At 61.4% G+C, this 21367-nt stretch carries 21 protein-coding genes; 8 read left to right on the top strand and 13 right to left on the bottom strand.

The window, feature by feature from the left end:
• Nucleotides 1-29: 29 nt before the first annotated feature.
• From KJQ12_RS03185 to KJQ12_RS03150, 8 genes are all read right to left on the bottom strand, one after another.
• Nucleotides 30-905 (bottom strand): carbohydrate ABC transporter permease, encoded by an 876-nt coding sequence (locus KJQ12_RS03185; RefSeq protein WP_015254553.1) that lies wholly within the window; start codon nt 903-905, stop codon nt 30-32.
• A gap of 4 nt (nt 906-909) precedes the next feature.
• Nucleotides 910-1986 carry an ABC transporter ATP-binding protein gene (locus KJQ12_RS03180; protein ID WP_015254554.1) on the bottom strand — a complete coding sequence of 359 codons (1077 nt, stop codon included), beginning with the start codon at nt 1984-1986 and terminating at the stop codon, nt 910-912.
• A 13-nt stretch (nt 1987-1999) separates the two neighbouring features.
• Complete coding sequence (locus KJQ12_RS03175; protein WP_213483453.1) at nt 2000-3337, bottom strand: ABC transporter substrate-binding protein; 1338 nt, start codon at nt 3335-3337, stop codon at nt 2000-2002.
• 38 nt (nt 3338-3375) lie between these two features.
• Nucleotides 3376-4215, bottom strand: a complete 840-nt coding sequence (locus KJQ12_RS03170; RefSeq protein WP_213483452.1) for a metallophosphoesterase family protein — start codon at nt 4213-4215, stop codon at nt 3376-3378.
• Nucleotides 4216-4383: 168 nt separating this feature from the next.
• Complete coding sequence (locus KJQ12_RS03165) at nt 4384-5028, bottom strand: CAP domain-containing protein (protein WP_213483451.1); 645 nt, start codon at nt 5026-5028, stop codon at nt 4384-4386.
• Nucleotides 5029-5137: 109 nt separating this feature from the next.
• On the bottom strand, nt 5138-6310 hold the full coding sequence (locus KJQ12_RS03160) for a DUF418 domain-containing protein (RefSeq protein ID WP_213483450.1): 1173 nt from the start codon (nt 6308-6310) through the stop codon (nt 5138-5140).
• A gap of 49 nt (nt 6311-6359) precedes the next feature.
• The gene (locus KJQ12_RS03155) at nt 6360-7364 is read right to left on the bottom strand and encodes an LLM class flavin-dependent oxidoreductase (protein WP_213483449.1); all 1005 of its coding nucleotides are present in this window, start codon (nt 7362-7364) and stop codon (nt 6360-6362) included.
• A gap of 111 nt (nt 7365-7475) precedes the next feature.
• Nucleotides 7476-8561, bottom strand: a complete 1086-nt coding sequence (locus KJQ12_RS03150; protein ID WP_213483448.1) for a branched-chain amino acid aminotransferase — start codon at nt 8559-8561, stop codon at nt 7476-7478.
• A gap of 162 nt (nt 8562-8723) precedes the next feature.
• On the opposite strand from KJQ12_RS03150, the gene KJQ12_RS03145 reads away from it, so the two are divergent.
• Entirely contained in the window at nt 8724-9620 is an 897-nt protein-coding gene (locus KJQ12_RS03145; protein ID WP_213483447.1) for a LysR family transcriptional regulator, read from the top strand.
• A 3-nt stretch (nt 9621-9623) separates the two neighbouring features.
• Here KJQ12_RS03145 and KJQ12_RS03140 read toward each other — a convergent pair whose 3' ends face one another.
• Together KJQ12_RS03140 and KJQ12_RS03135 are read right to left on the bottom strand one after the other, a co-directional pair.
• Complete coding sequence (locus tag KJQ12_RS03140; RefSeq protein WP_213483446.1) at nt 9624-11123, bottom strand: alpha-L-arabinofuranosidase C-terminal domain-containing protein; 1500 nt, start codon at nt 11121-11123, stop codon at nt 9624-9626.
• 109 nt (nt 11124-11232) lie between these two features.
• Entirely contained in the window at nt 11233-11670 is a 438-nt protein-coding gene (locus KJQ12_RS03135; RefSeq protein ID WP_213483445.1) for an Hsp20/alpha crystallin family protein, read from the bottom strand.
• A 151-nt stretch (nt 11671-11821) separates the two neighbouring features.
• On the opposite strand from KJQ12_RS03135, the gene KJQ12_RS03130 reads away from it, so the two are divergent.
• Nucleotides 11822-12721, top strand: coding sequence for a manganese catalase family protein (locus tag KJQ12_RS03130; protein ID WP_213483444.1), 900 nt, complete (start codon nt 11822-11824; stop codon nt 12719-12721).
• Between the two features lie 12 nt (nt 12722-12733).
• Here KJQ12_RS03130 and KJQ12_RS03125 read toward each other — a convergent pair whose 3' ends face one another.
• Together KJQ12_RS03125 and KJQ12_RS03120 are read right to left on the bottom strand one after the other, a co-directional pair.
• On the bottom strand, nt 12734-12928 hold the full coding sequence (locus tag KJQ12_RS03125) for a hypothetical protein (protein ID WP_213483443.1): 195 nt from the start codon (nt 12926-12928) through the stop codon (nt 12734-12736).
• A gap of 119 nt (nt 12929-13047) precedes the next feature.
• Nucleotides 13048-13980 (bottom strand): manganese-dependent inorganic pyrophosphatase, encoded by a 933-nt coding sequence (locus KJQ12_RS03120; protein WP_213483442.1) that lies wholly within the window; start codon nt 13978-13980, stop codon nt 13048-13050.
• Nucleotides 13981-14116: 136 nt separating this feature from the next.
• Between KJQ12_RS03120 and KJQ12_RS03115 the strand changes: the two genes are divergently transcribed.
• The 3 genes from KJQ12_RS03115 (at nt 14117) to KJQ12_RS03105 (ending at nt 16500) form a co-directional block, all read left to right on the top strand.
• Nucleotides 14117-14380, top strand: a complete 264-nt coding sequence (locus tag KJQ12_RS03115; protein WP_213483441.1) for a YkgJ family cysteine cluster protein — start codon at nt 14117-14119, stop codon at nt 14378-14380.
• A 48-nt stretch (nt 14381-14428) separates the two neighbouring features.
• Nucleotides 14429-15439 carry an LLM class flavin-dependent oxidoreductase gene (locus KJQ12_RS03110; protein WP_213483440.1) on the top strand — a complete coding sequence of 337 codons (1011 nt, stop codon included), beginning with the start codon at nt 14429-14431 and terminating at the stop codon, nt 15437-15439.
• Between the two features lie 98 nt (nt 15440-15537).
• Nucleotides 15538-16500 (top strand): diacylglycerol/lipid kinase family protein, encoded by a 963-nt coding sequence (locus tag KJQ12_RS03105; RefSeq protein WP_213483439.1) that lies wholly within the window; start codon nt 15538-15540, stop codon nt 16498-16500.
• 80 nt (nt 16501-16580) lie between these two features.
• On the opposite strand, the gene KJQ12_RS03100 is transcribed toward KJQ12_RS03105, so the two are convergent.
• Nucleotides 16581-17600 (bottom strand): Gfo/Idh/MocA family protein, encoded by a 1020-nt coding sequence (locus tag KJQ12_RS03100; RefSeq protein WP_015254569.1) that lies wholly within the window; start codon nt 17598-17600, stop codon nt 16581-16583.
• 429 nt (nt 17601-18029) lie between these two features.
• Here KJQ12_RS03100 and KJQ12_RS03095 point away from each other — a divergent pair, with 429 nt between their 5' ends.
• The 3 genes from KJQ12_RS03095 to KJQ12_RS03085 all read left to right on the top strand — a co-directional run bounded on the left by KJQ12_RS03095 (nt 18030) and on the right by KJQ12_RS03085 (nt 21289).
• Complete coding sequence (locus KJQ12_RS03095) at nt 18030-18815, top strand: SDR family NAD(P)-dependent oxidoreductase (RefSeq protein ID WP_213483438.1); 786 nt, start codon at nt 18030-18032, stop codon at nt 18813-18815.
• A 51-nt stretch (nt 18816-18866) separates the two neighbouring features.
• On the top strand, nt 18867-20261 hold the full coding sequence (locus KJQ12_RS03090; protein WP_213483437.1) for a mandelate racemase/muconate lactonizing enzyme family protein: 1395 nt from the start codon (nt 18867-18869) through the stop codon (nt 20259-20261).
• 122 nt (nt 20262-20383) lie between these two features.
• Entirely contained in the window at nt 20384-21289 is a 906-nt protein-coding gene (locus KJQ12_RS03085) for an RraA family protein (protein ID WP_015254572.1), read from the top strand.
• The last annotated feature ends 78 nt before the right edge of the window (nt 21290-21367 follow it).

Genomic DNA, 21367 nt, shown 5'->3' with positions numbered 1-21367 from the left:
TCATGGACATGCGGATTCCCCTCCCGGCGTTAGCGGTAATGGACGCGGCGCGACAGCAAACGGAAATAGATCAACGTCAGCGTGCCGACGATGATGAGCAGGATGACGCCCGCCGCCGAAGCGTATCCGATCTTGAAGAACCGGAATCCGTATTCGTAAATGTAGTAAACCAGCGTGTTCGTCGAATTGATCGGTCCTCCCTGCGTCATGATCGCGATCGTCTCGAACACCTGAAACGAGCCGATCAGGTTGATGATGACGAGGAAAAACAGCGTCGGCGACAGCATCGGCAGGATGAGACGCCGGAACGTCGTCCAAGGCTTCGACCGGTCGAGCGCCGCCGCTTCGAGCAGCTCCGGCGGGATGCTCTGCAGGCCGGCGATGAAGACGAGCGTATTGTAACCGAGGCTCTTCCATACCGCGACGATGACGAGCGACACCAGCGCCGTGCCGGGATCGTTCAGCCACTTGAGCGGACTGATGCCGAACAGGTGGAGCAGGCCGTTCAGCAACCCGTATTCGGGGTCCATCAGCCAGCTCCACAGGAGCGAGATCGAGACGAGCGAGATAATGTGCGGCGAGAAGATCGCGCCCTGCACGAAGGCGTGAAACGCGCTTTTCCGGTTCAACCAGATCGCGAGCGGCAGCGCGGTGCCGGTCGCCAGCAGCACCGTCATGACCGTGTAGAGCGCCGAATTCCGCAGCACCTGGAGGAAGGTGTCGTCCGCCAGCATCTCCCGGTAATTGTTCAGCCCGACGTAGGTTTTCACCGGACTGATGAAGTTCCACTCATGAAAGCTGAGATGGATCATGTATCCGATCGGATACAGATAGAACAGGGAGAACACGACGAGCGCGGGCGCGACCATCGCATAGGGGCGCAGCCGGTTCAGGATGGACGGCATGCCGTCACACCCCCGCCGCCGCTAGCTGCGGCCGGACCGCTCGCAGCCTGCGCAGCCGGTTGCCGTCCCGGTCGAAGAAGTACAACCGCTCGAAAGGCACGACGGCCAGGGCGAAGTCGCCGCCGACATACGGGTTCAGAAACGACTTCACGAAGAACGATCCGGCTTCGCAGCGCAGCTTGTACACCTGCTCGGCGCCGAGGCTTTCCCGGGTTGCGATTTGGCCTGCGATCACCAGGCCTTCCCGCGTAAGTTCCGCCGTCTCGGGCGAGAGCAAGGCGTGTTCGGGGCGAAAGCCCACGAATTCGGCGTGCCCCTCCCCTTCCGTCCGGAGGCCCGGCAGGCGGGACGCAGGCAGCACGTTCATCGGCGGCGTACCGATGAACTGGGCGGTGAACAGGTTGTCCGGATCTTCGTAGAGCACCATCGGCGGGGCCGCTTGCATCACCTCGCCCTTGTTCATCACGACGATCCGGTCGCCCATCGACATCGCTTCCACCTGGTCGTGCGTGACGTAGACGAAGGTGGTGCCCAGCCGCTTGTGCAGCTCGATCAGCTCGGTGCGCATCTGGCCGCGCAGCTTCGCGTCCAGATTCGAGAGCGGCTCGTCGAGAATGAACACCTTCGGATTTTTCACCATCGCGCGTGCGAGGGCGACGCGCTGCCGCTGTCCGCCGGACAGGCTCTGCGGCTTCTTGTCGAGGTACGGCGTCAGGCCGGCGATCTCGCAGATGTCGCGTATGAGCCGTTCGCGCTCCCGCTTGGGCACCCCGCGGTTCTTCAGGCCGAATTCAATGTTGCCGCGGACGGTCATGTTCGGATAGAGCGCGTAATTCTGGAACACCATCGCCACGTCGCGCTTGCCGGGTTCCGTGTCATTGACGAGCTCTCCGTCAATCCGGATGTCGCCGGACGTCTGCCGCTCGAGTCCGGCGATCATGCGCAGCGTCGTCGATTTGCCGCAGCCCGACGGGCCGACCAGCACCGTGAACGAGCCTTCGCGGATCGTCAGATTCAGATTCGGAATGACGGTCTCCCCTTTGAATCGCTTCACGACGTCGATCAGTTCGATGCGGGCCATGGTCTCCTCCTTGTCATTTCGCGAGCAGTTTGTCCGCTTTCGCGGCTGCTTCGTCCATCGCTTCCTGCGGCGACACTTTCGGATTGAGAATCGCTTTCTCGATGGCGTTCTTGATGAGCATCACGATCTCCGGATACGCGTTCTCCATCGGCCGCGGATTGGCGTACGCGAGCTGATCGACCGCGACTTTGTATTGCGGATATTCGGCGAAATGCGCCTTCAGCTCGTCGGTTTCGAGCGCCGACAGCCGGGTCGGCAGATAGCCGACATGCTTGTGCTGGTAGATCGTGCTTTCCGTCGTCGTCATGAATTTGATGAATTCCCACGCCGCTTCCTTCTCTTCGTCCGTCAGCTTCGACGTGATGACGAGCTGGCAGCCGCCCGTCGGGACGCCGTAGTCGCGGTTCGCCGGCATGAAGGACGTCGACATCTCGAAGCCGTTGCCTTCCGCGATCTCGATGGCGGCCGACACGCCAGCCGTCGAAGCGAAGCGCAGGGCCGAGATCTGGTTCGCCCAGTCTTTGTCCGCCGCGGCGCCCGCATCGTCGCCGACCGGAATCTTGATCAGGCCTTCTTCGGCGAGACGCTTCCAGAACGCGACCGGTTCGACGCCTTCGGGCGAGTTGAACAGCGCCTTCTTGCCGTCTTCGGACAGAATCCGGCCGCCGCTCTGGAAGACGAGCGCTTCATAGAACCAGATATCGACCGGCACGGTCATGGCGTACTTGCCTTTCTCCTTCAGCACGCGGGCATATTGCTCCAATTCCTCCCAGTTGCGCGGTCCTTCGGGATCGAGCCCGGCTTCCTTCAGCATCGTCACGTTCTTGTACATGATCGGCGTGCTGCGCATGAACGGCAGGCCGTACAGTTTGGCGTCGACATAAGCGTTGCCCATCAGCCCCGGATTGAAATCGTCGAGCTTGAGCGCTTCCGCGTCCCTCTCCGCGTACGGGGTCAGTTCAAGCAGCATGCCGGAACGGGCGAACATTCCGGTCGACGCGATCTCGAGGTCGGTGACCGCGGGCGCGTTGCCCGCCGCGAACGCCGCCTGCACCTTGGCGTGCAGGTCATCGTAGTTGCCCTGATGTTCGGCGATCACTTCGATCCGGTCCTGCGACTCGTTGAACCTGCGAACCAGCTCCTGCTTCGCTTCCTCGATCTTGTCGCCGAACGCGTACCAATAGCGGATGACGATCTTGTCCTTGTCGTTATCCGCGGCGCCTCCTTGGCTTTTCGCTCCGGAAGCCTGCGTACCGCCGGCGCTGCCTTCTCCGCTTCCGCCGCCGCCGCAGGCCGCGAGCACAACCGTCAACGAAACCGCCAGCAAGACGGCCATCCATCTCCGGTTCATTTCTCCACCCTCCCATCCGGGTCATCATGTCCTTCCGCTCAAAGGCTCGGAGCCGGCGCGATCCCGACGCGGGCCGTCCGGTCCGCCTCACCGCCGCGGGCGTCTTCGCGGGGCGCGAAATGCGGCATGTACCGATGCAGAAACCGCGCATCCGCGATGAGCGAATCGTCATCGAGATCGACCGCGTCGATGCGGATCTCGTCCGCTTCCACCGTGACAAGCCGGAACGAAGGCACATCGAGACAGGCGGCGAGCTGCACGAACGTCCAGTTGTCTTCCCGGACGATCGACTCGGCGTGCGTATGCCCGTTGAAATAGACACCGACGCCGCGCTTCATGCCGAGGATGGCGCGGATGTCGATCTCGGGCACAATGGAGCCTTTCGGTTCCGTCGACCTCGCCGTCGTATTGTAAACCGGGTGATGCGCGAACACGAGCAGCGGCCTTGTGCCGGACGCCCGGACGACCGATTCCAGCCACGCGAGCTGCGCTTCATCAACATGGCCGCTCCAGTCCCGCCGATCCTGTTCCCGCGCCGTATCGAGGAACGCGAGCACGGCCTCGCCGGTCTCGACCGCGTGGTAGCGCTGACCGCCGTTTGCGCGCAATACGAAATCGCGCGGCATGGCGTACAGGTCGTGATTGCCGAGCACATGGACGAACCGCCTGTCCCTCCGGCGAATCAGGCTGAACACGCCTTCCAGCTCGGCCGGCGTGCCGAAATTCGTCAGGTCGCCGAGCGAGATGTGCCAGTCGGCTTCGATGTCCAGAAACTTCCCGAGCAGCGAACCGTAGAACCGGTCCCGCGCGTCGCGCCAGCCGGGGATCGACCCGTCGACGTTGTGATAATGCAGATCGCCCATCAGCACCAGTCGCATGTTTTCCTCTCCTCCCGCTTGGTTGGTCATATCCGGATATGCCCTATCGTAACGGGGAAATGTCGCCGCAGCGTCAACGGGATGAGAAGATTTTGTAAAGGCGAAAAAAAAAACGGCCGATCGGAAGGAATCCCGATCAGCCGTCGTGTGTGTCCAGCCGTTTTCGGTTCAACGCGGCTTGATGAACATCTGGGTCCAGTAGTGGCCGTAGCTGCCGCCCGACGCGTAGCCAACGCCGATCTCGGTGTAGCTTGCGCTCAGAATGTTGCTGCGGTGACCCGGGCTGTTCATCCAGCTGTTCATGACCGCCTGTGCGGTTTTCTGGCCCGCTGCGATATTCTCGGCGGCGGCGCTGTAGCGGATGCCGAACGCCTTCATCATATCGAACGGACTGCCGTAAGTCGGCGAGTTGTGGGAGAAATATCTTCTGTCCCGCATGTCCTCGCTCTTGTAACGGGCGACGCGCGACAGTTCCCAGTTCAGCTTGAGCGGCTTCAGCCCGTTCTTGGCCCGCTGCTGGTTGACGAGCTCGACGACCTGCGCCTCAATCGACTTGACGCCGCTCAGAAGCGGCACGGTCACCTTGTCCCCGGGGTAGATCCAGTGCGGATCCTTGATCTGCGGGTTTGCGGCGATGATTTCGCTCAGGCCGACCTGATATTTCAGCGAGATGATCCACAGGGTGTCTCCCGGCTTGACCGTGTAAACGTCGGTGTCCGCGGGCTGTGCATGGACGGCGGCCGGCGCGGCGGCCAAGGCGCCAAGCGCGGTCAGGACGATGGACAGCACCGATGCGATCAGTCTTTTCATCATGGAAAAACGCTCCTTGCAGTCGCAGTTTTTCCATATGGTGCCGCAGATCGGTGCGAATTATGCTTCAAAGACGAAGGCCGCTCCCCCACGGGAACGGCCCGATTGCACGTTATATGGCGGTTCCGGTTGTTCCGGCGCCGGCCGACCGCGCAGGCTGCCGGCGCAGGGCGGGAACGCGCAGCCAGGTGCAGATGCGCCACACCCATTCAAACGGCCCCATCCGGTACCGCTTCAGCCACCAGACGCTCCAGACCGTCTGCAGGGCGAGCAGCACCGCAGACCAGAGGAGCGTGGCCCAAAGCGGCAATTCGCCCGCCTCGATCCGCAGCGCCTGCACCAGCGCCGCTGTGAGGATCGTCTGGGTCAGGTAGTTGGTGAACGCCATCCGGCCGACGGCGGCCAGCGGCCGGAACCGTTCGGCGCGTTCCCCGCCCGTAAGACGCATCAGCGTCGCGACATAGAAGACGGCCAGCGCCTTGCCGCTAAGGAACACATACAAGTAGTGCTTATCAAATTGATACACCGGATCATGCGCATAGTCCCATGCCATCGGCGCGGCGGCCAGCAGTCCGACGGCCAGAGCCGTCCATTGGACGCTGGCGATCCTGCGGGCGCTTGCGGCGCCGGGCCGGAACCAGCCGCGCCTGCCGGCATACAAGCCGAGCAGGAACAGGCCCAGCACTTCCAGACCGTAGATCGGCAGGTTCATCGCGTTTTCCGTGTACAAAAATCTGAGCCGTTCGGCCATGTCCGGCAAACCGGCTGCGAATGTCGGATCGAGGCTCCGGTCGGCGGGGATGGCCAGCATCGTCAATCCGAGCAGCACGTGAACGAAGACGGCGACGCCGAGCAGCGACCACGCCCAACCCGCCACCGTCGTGTCCGTCCTGCGGATGAACGGAAGCAGGAAGAAGCCGAGCAGCGCGTAAGTCAGCAGGATATCGCCGAACCAGAGCAGGATCGCATGCGCGGCGCCGAACAACAGGAGCGCGCCGAAGCGCCGGGCGGCCGCCGGTCCGGGCGCAAGCCCGCGGCGCTGCGCCGATTGCAGAAACAGATGGAACGATACGCCGAACAGAAAAGCGAAAATCGTGTAAAATTTCGACTGCACGAACATGTCGTACAGCACCCGGATCAGCGCGTCGCTTCCTTCGAAGCCGGAGCGGAAATAGACGCCGTTGCCAGCCATTTCGGGCACGTTGACGAGACAGATGCCGAATACGGCAAAACCGCGGATGATGTCAATGAGTTCGATTCGTTCGGATGAATGGCGTTCGTTCAACGACCGGTACTCCTTCCATTGCAGCGATTTTTCGGTTGCCATATCGACATCATACATTTATTCCCATCGTTTCCGCAAGCAGTTCGTACGATCTCAGGCGGGCGTCAAAATCATGCAGCATCGTCAGCACGATCAGCTCGTCCGCCCCGTATTCCCGGCAAAACCGTTCGATATCGCGTCTCACTTTGTCCGGTCCGCCCACGATCATGCGCGTCCGGTTGGCCCGTATGCGCTCCCGGTCTTCCTCGCTGTACGGATAGGCATCCGCCTCCTCGGGCGTCAAATACGGCCGCGCGAATTCGCCTTTGTCGATGAGCAGCATGCGCAGATCGACCGGCGCAGCCAGCCGCTCCGCCTCCTCGTCCGTCTCGGCGCAGATCACGACCGTGCAGACGGCGGTCCTTGGCTTGTCGCCGAGCGGGCCCGGGCGGAAGCGGTCGCGGTAGTTCCGGATGGCGTCATGGCCGGGAATGCCTTTGAAGAAATGGGCGTATGCGAACGATGCGCCGAGCTGCGATGCCAGCTCCGCGCTCTGCGTTCCCGAACCGAGCAGCCAGATTTCCGGTACGGTCGGTATCGACGGGCGCGCCCGGACGCCGGCATACGGATGATCCGCGGGCAGATCGTCCCGCAGAAAACCGGCCAGGTCGAGCAGCCGCCGCTCGAACGACGCATCGCTGCCGGCGCCGTATTGAAGCGCGGCCGCGGAGGGCGGCTTGCCGCCGGACGAGCGTCCGATGCCGAGGTCGACCCTGCCGGGAAACATCGCCTCCAGCACGCGGAATTGTTCCGCAATTTTGTATGGACTGTAATGCTGCAGCAGCACCGCCGCCGATCCGACGCGGATGCGCCGGGTTCGCGCCAGCACGGCGGCCATCACGATTTCCGGCGCGCTTCCGGCCAGCCCGTCCGTATCGTGATGTTCCGACACCCAGAACCGGGCATAACCGAGCCTGTCCGCCGCCTCCGCCAATGCGAGGGTATTCCGCATCGCTTCGTAAGGCGTCATGCCGGAGACGAGGGCCGATTGGTCGAAAACGCTGAGGGTTACCATAGCATCGTCATCTCCCCGTTTGTGTAAACACGCGTTCATCTTATAAGCGGAAGAAGCAGGCTGTCAACCGGCGAATTTCATCCGCCTGCCCCGCCTGCCTCATCCAATCCGTTATTGAAGGACATCCATCATCCAGCCGAACGGATCTTCAATGCGCCCGTACTGGATGCCGGTGAGCGTCTCGTACAGCTTCGACGCGAGCGGTCCGATCTCCCCGCCGTTCACCGCAAGCTTACGGCCGCCCAGGACCAGTTCGCCGATCGGCGAGATGACCGCCGCGGTCCCCGTGCCGAACGCCTCCTCAAGCCGTCCGTCCCGATGCGCTTCCTCGATCTCGTCGATCGAGATGCGGCGTTCCTCCGCTTTCACGCCCCATTGCTGCAGCAGCCGAAGCACCGAATTCCGCGTGATGCCGTCGAGGATGCTGCCGCCGAGCTCCGGTGTGACGACGGTGCCGTCAATCTTGAAGAAAACATTCATGCTGCCGACTTCCTCGACATACCGCCGGTGGACGCCGTCGAGCCACAGCACCTGGGAGCTGCCGTACTTTTTGGCCTCTTGCTGCGCCCGGAGGCTGGCGGCGTAGTTGCCGCCGGTCTTCGCATCGCCGACGCCGCCGGGCACGGCGCGGACGTCACGCGTTTCGACCATGATGCTGACGGGCTTCAGGCCTTCCGCATAATAGGCGCCGACCGGCGACATGATGATCAGGAACAGATATGTGGACGACGGCGCAACCCCGACATGCGGTTCCGTGGCAATGATGAACGGCCGGATGTAGAGCGATGTGCCCGCCTCGCCCGGCACCCAGCCGCTGTCTGTCTCGACCAGCTTCCGGATTGCTTCCAGCGCGAGTTGTTCGTCGACGGGCGGAATGCTGAGGCGGACGCACGAACGGTTCAGCCGCTTGATGTTCATCTCCGGCCGGAACAGCCGGATGCGCCCGTCCGCCGAACGGAACGCTTTCAGACCTTCGAACACGGTCTGGGCGTAGTGCAACACCATCGCCGACGGATCGAGGGCAATCGGCTGGTACGGCACGATGCGCGGACTGTGCCAGCCGCGTCCTTCCTCGTAATCCATAACGAACATGTGGTCCGTGAAATGTCTGCCGAAGCCGAGCCGGTCGGCCGGCGGTTTCGGCTTCGCCTCACGCGCCGGGATCAGCTCGATGACGGGCATGGTGCCGCTTCTCATCTTTCCATCCGCTCCTTTGAGGGGGCAAACGCTTACAATGCCTGCATGCCGGCTCTGCCCCGCAATTCTTATTGTCATCTTATCAACGATTCGACTATATTGAAAATATCGGTTTTGTCGATTTTGCATACCGATTAGGTATGGTTAATGGAGAGGATCCGGATGGATATTCGCCAGCTTCGCTATTTCCTGGCCGTCGCGGAAGAAGGCCAAGTCACGCGTGCCGCAAGGAAACTGAACATGGAACAGCCGCCGCTCAGCCGGCAGCTCCGCATGATGGAGGAAGAGCTCGGCGTCGACCTGTTCGACCGTTCCGGCAGGCGGATGACGCTGACGCCGGCCGGCGAACGGCTGCGCAGCCGGGCTGAACAGCTGCTGCGCTTGTTCGGGGAAATCGTGACGGAAGTGAAGGAACTTCACGAAGGCATTACCGGCACGCTTTCGATCGGCGCCGTCGTATCCTGCGTCTCCCTGCTGCCGCCGCGCATCAAGCAATTCCGGGAAACTTACCCCGGCGTCACCTTCAAAATAACGGAAGGCGATCACGAACTGCTCGGCGACCGCCTGTCCAGGCGCGCCGTCGAACTCGTCGTCGCCCGCCTCCCCTTCGAAGCGCCGGATGTGGATCACGGCTACGAAATTTTTCCCCTTCCTTCCGAACCGTTCGAAGCCGTCATTCCGGAAGACTGGCTGCCCCATCCCGCCCCCGGCGGGATCCGGATGCGCGAACTTGCCGAATGGCCGTTCCTGACGCTGCGCACCGACCGGACGAAAGCGATGCACGAGCGCATTGTCTCCGAATGCCGGAGGCACGGATTCGAACCGCGTATCATCGCCGAATGTTCGAGCGTTGCCGTCATTTCCTCGCTGCTGTCGGCCGGTCTCGGCGTCGCGCTGCTGCCGCGGTCCGTGCTTGCGGCCTTTCCGCCGGCGGGTACGAAGACGATCCGGCTTGCCGATTCGTCGCTTTCGTCCGAGGTCGGCATTCTCTGGCTGAAAGACCGCTACCTCTCCCGCAGCGCCCGCCTGTTCATCGACAGCTTCCGCGAAGGGGGTTAAGGCTCAATCCCGGATCGCCGATCGGTGTTTGAGCAGCGTGATCGAACGAGGCGGAAAAACATACCCGCCGTCCGCGTCATGCCGCGCATCCGTCTTCACCGTACATGTTACCTGATCATCCAGGCCGAATCCGTTCACCGTCTCCCACGAGGGGCAGGTCAATTCAATCGCCTCGGCGATTTCCGGAACATCCGCTCCGGTGAACGATACGACCGCCTTTGCGGGCCGCGACGGATCGCGGTTGACGACGGCAAGCACGATCTCTTCCCGACCGTCGTGATACGTTGCGGACACGTCCAGACACGGAACGGCGGACGGCTTTCCTTCCCCGTCCGTCAACATCGCGGAATCCGTTTCGCAAGACAGCTTCCAGTTTCCGCTGTGTTCCCGGTACAATTTCAGCGGATGATAGATCGTCTGAAGGAACGAACCCTGCTCGTTCGTGAAGATCGGCGCCAGAATGTTGACCATCTGGGCGAATGTCGCCATTGTAACCGCGCCGCTTTGGCGCTGCATGACATTCAGCATGCTGGCGACCAGCAGCGCGTCTCTCCAGTTGTAGACGGTCTCCATGTCCCTGACGTAATCGTCCGAGTTCCCGATCTGCCAGATCCCCCACTCGTCCAGTGCAATCCGGATTTCCCGCTGTCTCGGCGGAAAGCGGTACCAGCGGTCGAAGTTTTCGACCCTGGCCGGATATTCGGCGAGAAGTTCCCGGGTTTCGGCAATCCGCTTTTCGAGTTTTGCCGCATGGCTGAAATATTCGGCGCCATCGCCGTTTAACGAACTCGCATAATAATGCAGCGACAGGTAGTCGCAGACCGGATGAAGTTCATCCAGAACGGCCTTGTTCCACTCCGGCTTGTCCCCCGGCAGCACGAGCTTGATCGAACGGTCGGCCAGCTTCATGTGTTTGGCGAACTCCCACGCGGCCTTGACGTACTCCTTCGGATCGTGAAGATATCCGATGTCCGGAACGGCCGCTTCTTCGTTGCCCAGTCCCCAATATTTCACGTTGTGCGGCTCTTCGAATCCGTGGCTTCTGCGCAGGTTGGCGTAGTACGTATCGCCCGTCCCGTTGCAATACTCCACCCAATCGGCCGCCTCTTCCGGCGTCCCCGTCGTCATGTTCACGACGAGGAACGGCTCTGCCCCGATCTTCCGGCAGTATTGAATGAATTCGTTCGTGCCGAACGCGTGGTCGATGACGCCGCCCCAGATCCGATTGGCCTGGCGCTTGCGCTCTTCCTTCGGCCCGACGCCGTCCATCCAATGGTAGATCTTGACCACGGTGCCGCCGGGAAAACGCAGCAGCGGCGGATTCAGCCCCTTCACTTTCTCCAGCACGTCCAGGCGGAATCCGTCGGCATCGGAAAGCGGTGAATCCGGATCATGGATGCCGCCGTTGATGCATCTTCCGAGAAACTCGATAAACTGCCCGTAAAGAAAAGGATGAATGGCGTTCTGCTTCTTCGTCACGTCCACACGGATGCGGGATGGCATGCGGCACACTCCTTGGCTTCAGATGGTGATGCTCCACCCGCCCATCATAACAGAAAAACCGGCCGGACATCGAGTCCGGCCGGCACGGTTTGGCTCATGCAGTCCCGGTTCAATGGAATTGCACGTCGATCCGTCTGCGTTGGTCGCCCTTCATTTTCGGCATATGAATCTCGAGGATGCCGTTGCGATAGGAAGCGGAGATTCCTTCCGAAGCGACGGGCACGGGCAGCGACACCGAACGCGTGAACTTGCCGATGAACCGCTCGCGGCGATGGTACTGCTCCTCTTTGACTTGCTCCGACGATTTTAGTCTTCCGGAGATCGTCAACGTCTGCTGATCGACCGAGATCTCGACATCCTCCTTGCTCTCCAGCCCCGGGACCTCGCATTGGGCGACAAGCTCATGCTCCGTCTCGTAGAGATCGATACGGCCATAGCCCGCACTTTCCAGGAACCGTCCGGCAAACGGCCAGTCATCGAAGAATCGGTCCACATTTCTGCGCAGCGCGTCAATCTGGCGAATCGGATCATACGGAATGAGCGGCACCGCTATCGCTCCTTTTGATGTGGAATCAGAATGGATTTGCGGTTAATTTGTCCCGTTGCTGCCCGGAATATGCATGCGCATAACGGACAATCCGTCATTCATACACATGTGGTTCAGAGGGCAAATTACGACAAAACAAGGAGGGATCCGCATGTTCAAACGAATAGACAGGCTCGCCATTGAACTTCCGGTTCCGGCACACCCGGATCCGAACGGGGCAAGCGCGGTCCAGGAATTGCTCGGAGGCAAGTTCGGCGAAATGTCGACGCTCAATAACTACCTCTTTCAATCATTCAATTTTCGCAACAAGTCGAAACTTCGTCCGTTCTATGATCTCGTGGCAAGCATTACCGCGGAAGAATTCGGTCATGTGGAACTGGTGGCGAACACAATCAACCTGATGTTGACCGGGACGACGAGCTACAGCGACCCGGATGCGGCGCCGCTCGAACCGGCCAAGCACTTGCGCATGTCGCTGCACTTCATCGACGGCGCACAATCCTCGCTGCCCGTCGATTCGATGGGCCGGCCGTGGAACGGCACCTATGTCGTCTCCAGCGGCAACCTGATCTTCGACCTGCTCCACAACTACTATCTGGAAATCGGCGCCCGCACGCACAAAATGCGGGTGTATGAGAAGACCGACCATCCGACGGCACGCGCGATGATCGGCTATCTGCTCGTGCGCGGCGGGGTTCACATCCTGGCTTATGCGAAGGCGATTTCGATCATCACCGGAGTCGACGTGACCAAAATCATCCCCGTTCCGCGGCTGGACAACAAGGTGTTTGACGCGGCGCGGGTCTGGGAAGAACGCGGCGAGCACCGCCGGCTCTATACGTTCAGCGACAACGACTATCAGCAGATCGCCCGGATCTGGCGCGGCACGCATCCGCTCGACGGCGGCAAGCTGGAGGCGTTCTCCGGCGTTCCGGGCTACGGCGGCCCTGTTCCCGATCTCGAGGAAGTGCCGGAATGTTTCGCGCCGGGACTCTCCCCCGAAGATCTCGAGGAGATTGCGCGGCGGCTGTCGCAGGAAGCCGGGATGTAACGGAAGCTCCGGTCAGCGCGCCTTGTCTTCCTCCCGTCCGCCGAAGGCAATCTGGATGATCGCCAGCACGCCCGTCTCGACGATGGCGGCGAGCAGCGCGATGGAAAGCCAGTTGTCCGTGCCGAGGAAATAATACAGCAGCAGGTGGAACACCAGGAGCACGGCGAAAGCGGCAATGAGGTTGACGCGGGAAATCCATCTGAGCATGGGGGCATTCCTCCTTGATTCACGCTCATTGTGTCCCTGCCGCAACCAGATTATACCTTCACCGGAAACGACAAAAATCCCGCGGTCCATCCGCGGGATTTCAACGTTCATATTCGATCTCATTTTCCGGCCAGCGTCTCCGTCAGCACCGGCACGATTTGCGATTTGCGCGAGACGACGCCCTTCAGCACGGCCCGGTTGTTCTCCAGCTTGACGCCGTATGCCTGTTCGACGGCAGCCGCCTGTTTGCCGAGCGCGATGCCGACCGAATCGTTGTTCAGAATGTCCGTCACGACGAACAGGAACAGGTCAAGGCCCTTTGCGTCGATGATTGCGCGGATTTTGTCCTCCGCTTCAGCCTGACGCGACAGGACATCGTTGACGTCGACGGCGTTGACCTGCGCGATCTCGACCTTCGCGCTGCCCATCTGGAATTCCTTCGCGTCGAGCGACAACAGTTCGTCGATCGTCTTCTTGCTCAGATCGGCGCCGGCTTTCAGCATGGCGAGCCCGTACTCTTCCGCGTTCACTCCGGCGATTTCCGCCAGTTCGCGGGCGGCCGCCACGTCTTCCGGCGTGCAGGTCGGCGACTTGAACAGCAGCGAATCGGAAATGATGGCCGACAGCATCAGGCCGGCGATGCGCGGCTCGACGGACACGCCGTTCTCCTTGTACAGCTTGTTCAGGATCGTCGCCGTGCAGCCGACCGGCTCCGCGCGATAATAGAGCGGACCGGCCGTCTCGAAATTCGCGATCCGGTGATGGTCGATGACCTCCGCAACGCGCACCTGATCGATGTCCGCGGCGCTCTGCTGCCGTTCGTTGTGGTCGACGAGGATGACCGTTTTCGTCTCATCGGCCACCTTCTCGACGAGCCGCGGCGCTTCCGTCTTGAAATAATCCAGCGCATACTGCGTCTCCGCGTTCACGGCGCCGAGGCGCACCGCTTCGACCTGCTGTCCCAGCTTCTTCTTCAGTTCGGCGTACGCGATGGCCGAGCAGATCGAGTCGGTATCCGGATTGCGATGCCCGAATATGAGTACCTTATCCATGTTTCCTGCTCCTTATTGTAGGATTTTGCCTCCGTAAGTATAACGCACCCGGACGTGTAGCCGCAAGCGTGTTCGACAGCGCCGCCGCGGTGTAGTATCGTAAGAAATAACACCATACCATCCCGGAGGTGCCCGCATGGAATGCCGCGTCGGCTGCGCAGCTTGCTGCATCGTCATCTCCATCTCGTCGCCGATTCCCGGAATGCCGCACGGCAAGCCGGCCGGCGTTCCCTGCATTCACCTGACCCCCGACCGGCGCTGCGCGCTGTTCGGGCATCCCGATCGGCCGGAGGTGTGCCGCGCCTTCGCGCCTTCCGAAGAGCATTGCGGCCGGACGAACGAAGAAGCGTTCCGGCTGCTGGAATCGCTCGAGCAGGCGACGCGTCCCTCCGGCAAGTAGACCGGAAGCAGGCATTGGAAACCGCATTACGGAACGGAGCGATGAAAGATGATCAAACTCGGCATACTGGATCAGTCGCAGGTCGGCGAAGGCAAGACGTCGGCGGAAGCGCTAAGGGAGACGACGAGGCTCGCCATCGAAGCGGAACGGATGGGCTACAGCAGGTTCTGGATGTCGGAACATCACGGCAGCCGGTCGCTGGCCCATTCCAGCCCGGAAATCATGATTGCGCATGTGGCGGCGGCCACGCGCTCGATCCGGGTCGGCTCGGGAGGCGTCATGCTGCCCCATTACAGCGCCTATAAAGTGGCGGAAAACTTTCGCCTGCTCGAAGCGCTCCATCCGGGCCGGATCGACCTCGGCCTGGGCCGCGCGCCCGGCGGACGGCCGCTGTCCACGCGCGCGCTCCATGAGGGCAAGACGTATCATTACGACCAGTATCCGCAGCAGGTGCTCGACCTGATCGACTATTTCCAGGAGACGACGGAGGATCACCGCTTTCCCGGCCTCTTCGCCTCCCCGTCGGTCGACACGCATCCCGAGATTTGGCTGCTGGGCTCCAGCGACGAGAGCGCGCGCATCGCCGCGCAGCTCGGCACCGCGTACGGGTTCGCCCAGTTTTTCGGCACGCCGGGCGGCGCGGAGGCGATCCGCTGGTACAAAGAACATTTCCGGCCGCAGCGGCTCGGTTCCGAACCGAGGGCGCTGGCGGCGGTGCTCGCGATCTGCGCCGAGACGGAGGAAGAAGCGAATGACCTGGCGCTCAGCACCGACCTTTACTTCCTCGGCATCGAGCGGGGGTTCGAACTGCCTTATCTGCCCACCGTCGAAACGGCTCGGAATTATCCGTACACCGAGTTCGACCTGGAGCTGATTCGCCGCGCCAGAAGCCGGCGCATCATCGGAACGCCCGGGCAGGTACGCGAGGCGCTGGAACGGCTCGCGGAGGAGTATGCGGCGGACGAACTGCTGATTGTCAGCCCGATCCATGATTTCGCCAAGCGCCTCGCCTCCTTCCGTCTCATCGCGGAAGCGTTCGGACTGGCCGCGAAGGCCTGAGCGCGGAACGGAATGCCGTCGGCGGCGGCAGGAATTTCAATTCATGATGTTGAAGATTAACCCCATAAAACATTAAGTTCATGAAATGGATGAACGCGATGACCACCATGCTCCACTTCATCATTAATCCCGCCGCCGGCAACGGGAAATCGCTGCGCGTCTGGAGGCGGATCCGGCCGCTGCTGGAACGAAGCGGCGTCCGGCATGCCGTCCATCTGACGGCATTGCCCGGGGAAACCGCCGAAATCTGCCGGCAGTTGGCGGAAAACAGCGTCGCGGTTCGGGACGATCGGCCGTTTCGCGACATCGTCGTCGTGGTCGGCGGCGACGGGACGCTGCGGGAAGCCTCGCTCGGTCTGCTCAAGGCCTGTCCCGATGCTGAGGCCGCCCGCCTGCCGGCGCTCTCGTTCATTCCGGCCGGCTCCGGCAACGATTTTGCGCGCGGCCACGGCATTCCGTTAAATCCCATGAAAGCGCTGTCCAACCTGCTGGATGCGCTGCGCGAAGGCCGAAGCCGTCGCATTGATATCATTCGGTCCCAGGGCGGCGGAGTGGCGCTCAGCTCATACGGCGCGGGACTCGACGCGGCGGTGGCTGCCGCCGTCAACCGTTCCACGCTCAAGCGGCTGCTCGGCCGGGTTCGGCTCGGCCGTCTCGCCTACGTGTTGCTGCTCGTCCGGGTACTCGCCGCCTATCGGCCTGTCGATGTGGTGCTTGAGGTGGACGGCAAGCGGCATCCTTTGACAGCCGTCTGGCTTGCATCCGTATCGAACATTCCGTCCTACGGCGGCGGCATGCGGATCAACCCGGATGCTTCGCCCGATGACGGCCTGCTCGATGTCTGCGTCGTGCAGGGCATCACCCGGATGAAACTGATCACGGCTTTTCCCCGCGTATACTCGGGAAGCCATACATCCATCGCCGGCGTCTCGTTCTTCCGCGGCCGGCGCATCCGGCTCGAATCGTCGTCGCCGCTCTCCGTCCATGCCGACGGCGAAGAAGTCGGCGCTGCGCCGTTCGACATTCACGCCCACCGAAGCGCGGTCGAAATCATCGTCTGACATGCCATAACGAAAGCCAGGCTCCGGCACAACCGGCCGCCTGGCTTTTCCTTTTGCTTCCTTTTAAATAGCCGCTTGGATTACAGCTTGACCGTGCGGCCGGTCGCCTGCGACTCGAACGCCGCGAGGATGACGTTCAGCGACTTCAGCCCTTCTTCGCCGGAAATGCGCGGCGGCGTGTTCGTGACGAGGCAGTTCACGAACTCGTCGATGATGCCGCTCGTCGTCTGCTTCTCGTTCGTCGCGATTTCGCCGACGTTGTAGCGCTGCGTCGTGCCGTCCCGCAGTTCGACGATCACCTGGTCAACCGGGTCGGTGCCGATCTTCATGACGCCGTTCTCGCACCAGAGCACCGTGCTGTTGTCTTCGCCGCGATAATACGTCCAGCTTGCGACGAGCGTGCCGATGGCGCCGCTCTTCATGCGCAGGATGCACGTCGCGTTGTCGTCCACCTCGGTGCCTTCTTTGTGCAGCGTCGAAATGAACGCCGACACCTCGGCCACTTCGTCGCCGAGCAGATGCCGGATCAGGTCCGACTTGTGCACGCCGAGGTCGCCCATGGCGCCCATGATCGCCTGCGGCTTGTCGAAAAACCAGCTGTTGCGGCCGTCGACACTCCAACCTTCCGGACCCGGATGGCCGAAGGACGTGCGGAATGTCAGCACCTTGCCGAGGACGCCGGATTCGAGAATTTCCTTCGCCTTGACATGCGGCGGCATCAGACGCTGGTTGTGGGCGACCATCAGGAAGACGTTGTTCTTGCGCGCGGCTTCGATCATCGCCTCGCCTTCTTCTTTGCTGCCCGCCATCGGCTTTTCGACGAGCACGTGAGCGCCGGCTTCAGCCGCAGCGATCGACGCGGGCGCGTGCAAATGGTTGGGCAGGCAGATGCTGACCGCGTCCGGCTTCTCGGCCGCAAGCAGCTCCTTGTAATCCGCGTAAGCCCGCGCGCCGTATTTCTGCGCGTATTCCTGGGCCCGTTCAATGACGATGTCACAGAAGGCCACGAGCTCGACGTTCTCGTTCGCGGCGTATTCGGGGATGTGACGATGTTTGGCAATCGATCCGCAGCCGATGACTGCGACCTTGATTTTGGACATGTCCGACACTCCTTGTTCCTGCTGGATTGCAACCGATATCATCTTAACGTTTTTCCGACTGTCAGGCTAGCGGCGATCTTGTCTTATATGCTTACGATTTTGTCATGACCGCTTCCCTTATGCAACTCATCGTCCCCGCCCTCCCCCCTTCGGCCGCCTCAATGGACTCCAGTTCGCAAAGCTGCCTCCTGCGAAGAATGGTCCCGTTCCGCGAAGGGAATAATGGCTGTGACCCGCGGAAAATTAAAGGAATGGCGCGAATCGCAGCACGATTTGTTGCATATTTCTCAGATTTCTTGTCGCTCATACAGAAAAGATCAAATACGTCCACTTCATGGTCAAGATTGTCTCCTTGACGCTTATAACCGGTTATGTAACATTGGTGGTGTAACCGCTATCGCAGCCCATTCGCACGGAAGGTGGGGATACATGAGACTGAGAGAGAAGAACGTCTTCCTGACCGAAGCCGACAGTTCCGCGGGAAGGGCCATCTTTCGCCGGCTGGCCGCCGAAGGCGCTTCGTTCATCCTGAACAGCGCATCGAACGGCGCCGCGATCCGGGAAGAGCTGGACCGCATCCGCGCATCCGGCTGCAAGGTCATGGTCGTGAACCTCGACCTGTGCAGCAGAGACGACGTGGATCGCATGCTCGAGACCGCGTCGCGCGAGATCGGCGAAGTGGACATCCTGGTTCACAACAACGATCTGACCGAACCGGGAACGATTGAACACGGCAGCGAAGACTGGTTCCGGCGTCTGATCCATTACAACGCCAAATCAGCCTTCATCTGCACCCAGGCTGTCGGCGGACGAATGGCCGGACGGCGCCGCGGCAAGATCGTCTTCGTCAGCTCGATCCATGCCGAGAAGCCGACCGGATCGTCGTTTCCGTACAGCGCCTCGAAAGGCGCCGTGAAGATGTTGACGCGCGAAGCCGCGCTGCGGCTCGGCCGAAGCGGCGTCTCGGTCAATTCGATCGAGTTCGGCCCCGTGGAAGGCGATGACGAACGTTTCCGGAGCGATCTGTCGCTGCTGTACGAGCATTACCGCTACAAAGTGCCGAACGCGGTGCTCGGCACCCACGACGATCTGGCCGAAACGGTTCTATTCCTCGCCTCTGACGATTCCCGTTACATCAACGGTGCGGACATCCGTGTGGATGGCGGATTTCTGATGCATTATCTTGACGGCAAAATGAAACGGACGGCCGAATGACCGTCTGATTCGCCGCAATCCATTTTCCAGACGAGAAGGAGCAACGGATTTATGGCCAATAAGAAAGAAACCTACGAAAGCACACTTGCCCACGTCAACACATTCTCCAGCCCGTCGGAACTGCGCATTACGGACATCCGGTTCGCGGACATCGTCGGCGCGCCGATGCATTGCAGCCTGATCAAAGTGTACACGAACCAGGGCCTCGTCGGCTTCGGGGAAGTGCGCGACGGCGCGGACAAAGTGTACGCCCAAATGCTCAAACCCCGCCTGCTCGGCGAAAATCCGTGCAACATCGACAAGCTGTTCCGCCGCATCAAGCAGTTCGGCGGCCATGCGCGCCAGGGCGGCGGCGTCAGCGGCATCGAGATCGCGCTGTGGGACCTCGCCGGCAAAGCGTACGGCATCCCGATCTACCAGATGCTCGGCGGCAAGTTCCGCGATAAGATCCGGATGTACTGCGACACCGACGTTGAAGGCAAAGACACCGGCACCGCCATGGGCAAAGCGCTCAAGAAGCGGATGGAGAAAGGGTTCACCTTCCTCAAGATGGACCTTGGCATCGGCCAGATCATCGATGAGCCGGGCACGCTGAGCGCGCCGCTCGGATTCCTCGAGGAATGGCGCGCCGCGAACCGCGAATATTGGCAAGCGCGCCGCAACCCGAACGTTTCGGTCGAAGAGCTGCGCAGGCTGAAAAACCGTCAATACGAATACAACAATATCGCCCATCCGTTCACGGGCATCCATGTGACCGAGAAAGGACTCGACATGCTCGAGCAGTACGTGGCGGAAGTGCGGGCCGAGATCGGCTATGAAGTCCCGCTCGCAATCGACCACTTCGGCCATATCGGCGTCGAGGACTGCATCAAGCTCGGCCGGCGGATCGACAAGTACAACCTGGCCTGGATGGAAGACATGATTCCGTGGCAGTACACGAATCAATGGAAGCGTCTGGCGTCCGCCGTCTCCACCCCGCTCTGCACGGGCGAAGACATTTATCTGAAGGAAAACTTCAAGCCGCTGCTCGAATCCGGCGCCGTCTCGATCATCCACCCGGACGTCCTGACGACGGGCGGCATTCTCGAGACGAAGAAGATCGGCGACATGGCGCAGGACTACGGCGTTGCCATGGCGATCCACATGGCGGAAAGCCCGATCGCCTGCCTCGCGGCCGTGCATGTCGCCGCCGCCACGGAGAACTTCCTGGCGCTGGAGTTCCACTCGGTCGACGTGCCTTGGTGGGACGACATCATCATCGCGCCGAAGCTGCCGAAGCCGCTCGTGCAGAACGGTTTCATCCATGTACCGGATGCGCCGGGCCTCGGCATCGAAGAGCTGAACGACGAAGTCATCGCCCAGCATCTGCATCCGGAAGTGCCGGGCCTGTGGGAACCGACCGACGAATGGAACCATTATGTCGGCAACGACCGGCTCTGGAGCTGACCGCCTGAAAGGGGCCGTAACGGAATCCGGGAGCGGCCCCTTCCCTATTAAGCTTAGTCGCCGCTGCGGCGGCATGGTTCAACGGCTGTACCGACTACGAATACGGAGAGGTGCCAACCGACATGAAATTCGACAATCCCGAAGACATCATTCAGCTTACCCCGCTGTGGAAAGGCGAGCGTTTCCCGAACGGCCGCCCGAAAGTGCCGGACAACATCCTCGAGCGGATGCGCAAAATTACGCTTGAGGAAGCCTGGGCGCCGCTCTGGATGAACGGCTACAAATTCCAGTTCGAAGGCGACTTCAAAATCGTCCACCCGGACAAGATCATGGTCGGCCGCGCGGTGACGGCCGTCATGGTGCCGCTGCGTCCCGACCTGCATGAGACGCTGCTGAATTACGGCCACGAGCAGGAAGGCCGGCGCGGCTTCTTCAATCAATGGGTCATCGACCAGCTTGTCGAGGACGACGTCGTCGTCGTCGACATGTTCGACAAAGTGTTCCAGGGCACCTACATCGGCGGCAACCTCGGCACCGCCATCGCGACGCGGACAAAACGCGGCGGCGCGGTCATCTGGGGCGGCATCCGCGACCTGCAGCAGGTCGTCAACATCGAGGGCATCAATGTCTACTACCGCGGCATCGACCCGACTCCGATCGGCGATGTCACGATGGTCGGCATGAACGTGCCGACGCGGATCGGCAAGGCGATCTGCATGCCGGGCGACGTCGTCGTCGGCACGCCGGCCGGCGTCATCTTCGTGCCGCCGCACCTGGCCGAGGAGACGGTCGTCCGCGCCGAGAAATCGCAGGTGCGCGACATTTTCGGCTTCGTCCGGCTGCGCGAGAAGGTGTACACGACCGCGCAGATCGACTCCGAATGGTCGTTCGAAATGTGGGAAGATTTCATGCGCTGGTTCGAAAGCGACCCGGCTGCCGCCGAATACCGCCATCTGAACTGGGACAAGGAGCTGGAGCAAGCGCGCGCCCGCCGCGACGAAGGGCCGTCCAGCAGCGTGCGCATGTAACCCCCGAACACCCCGCATATCACCAAGAAAGGCATGCCTCAAGGCATGCCTTTTCTGATGGATGCGAGCGGATCAGAA

This window comes from Thermobacillus xylanilyticus, assembly GCF_907165215.1.
Classification (GTDB): Bacteria; Bacillota; Bacilli; order Paenibacillales; family Paenibacillaceae; genus Thermobacillus; species Thermobacillus xylanilyticus.
This window is presented reverse-complemented; position numbering and strand designations above follow the sequence as displayed.

Excerpts from the sequence above, each read along its gene's own strand:
- KJQ12_RS03185 (WP_015254553.1), bottom strand. The coding sequence starts at position 905 with ATGCCGTCCATCCTGAACCGGCTGCGCCCCTATGCGATGGTCGCGCCC.
- KJQ12_RS03180 (WP_015254554.1), bottom strand. The coding sequence starts at position 1,986 with ATGGCCCGCATCGAACTGATCGACGTCGTGAAGCGATTCAAAGGGGAG.
- KJQ12_RS03175 (WP_213483453.1), bottom strand. The coding sequence starts at position 3,337 with ATGAACCGGAGATGGATGGCCGTCTTGCTGGCGGTTTCGTTGACGGTT.
- KJQ12_RS03170 (WP_213483452.1), bottom strand. The coding sequence starts at position 4,215 with ATGCGACTGGTGCTGATGGGCGATCTGCATTATCACAACGTCGACGGG.
- KJQ12_RS03165 (WP_213483451.1), bottom strand. The coding sequence starts at position 5,028 with ATGATGAAAAGACTGATCGCATCGGTGCTGTCCATCGTCCTGACCGCG.
- KJQ12_RS03155 (WP_213483449.1), bottom strand. The coding sequence starts at position 7,364 with ATGGTAACCCTCAGCGTTTTCGACCAATCGGCCCTCGTCTCCGGCATG.
- KJQ12_RS03150 (WP_213483448.1), bottom strand. The coding sequence starts at position 8,561 with ATGAGAAGCGGCACCATGCCCGTCATCGAGCTGATCCCGGCGCGTGAG.
- KJQ12_RS03145 (WP_213483447.1), top strand. The coding sequence starts at position 8,724 with ATGGATATTCGCCAGCTTCGCTATTTCCTGGCCGTCGCGGAAGAAGGC.
- KJQ12_RS03140 (WP_213483446.1), bottom strand. The coding sequence starts at position 11,123 with ATGCCATCCCGCATCCGTGTGGACGTGACGAAGAAGCAGAACGCCATT.
- KJQ12_RS03130 (WP_213483444.1), top strand. The coding sequence starts at position 11,822 with ATGTTCAAACGAATAGACAGGCTCGCCATTGAACTTCCGGTTCCGGCA.
- KJQ12_RS03125 (WP_213483443.1), bottom strand. The coding sequence starts at position 12,928 with ATGCTCAGATGGATTTCCCGCGTCAACCTCATTGCCGCTTTCGCCGTG.
- KJQ12_RS03120 (WP_213483442.1), bottom strand. The coding sequence starts at position 13,980 with ATGGATAAGGTACTCATATTCGGGCATCGCAATCCGGATACCGACTCG.
- KJQ12_RS03115 (WP_213483441.1), top strand. The coding sequence starts at position 14,117 with ATGGAATGCCGCGTCGGCTGCGCAGCTTGCTGCATCGTCATCTCCATC.
- KJQ12_RS03110 (WP_213483440.1), top strand. The coding sequence starts at position 14,429 with ATGATCAAACTCGGCATACTGGATCAGTCGCAGGTCGGCGAAGGCAAG.
- KJQ12_RS03105 (WP_213483439.1), top strand. The coding sequence starts at position 15,538 with ATGACCACCATGCTCCACTTCATCATTAATCCCGCCGCCGGCAACGGG.
- KJQ12_RS03100 (WP_015254569.1), bottom strand. The coding sequence starts at position 17,600 with ATGTCCAAAATCAAGGTCGCAGTCATCGGCTGCGGATCGATTGCCAAA.
- KJQ12_RS03095 (WP_213483438.1), top strand. The coding sequence starts at position 18,030 with ATGAGACTGAGAGAGAAGAACGTCTTCCTGACCGAAGCCGACAGTTCC.
- KJQ12_RS03090 (WP_213483437.1), top strand. The coding sequence starts at position 18,867 with ATGGCCAATAAGAAAGAAACCTACGAAAGCACACTTGCCCACGTCAAC.
- KJQ12_RS03085 (WP_015254572.1), top strand. The coding sequence starts at position 20,384 with ATGAAATTCGACAATCCCGAAGACATCATTCAGCTTACCCCGCTGTGG.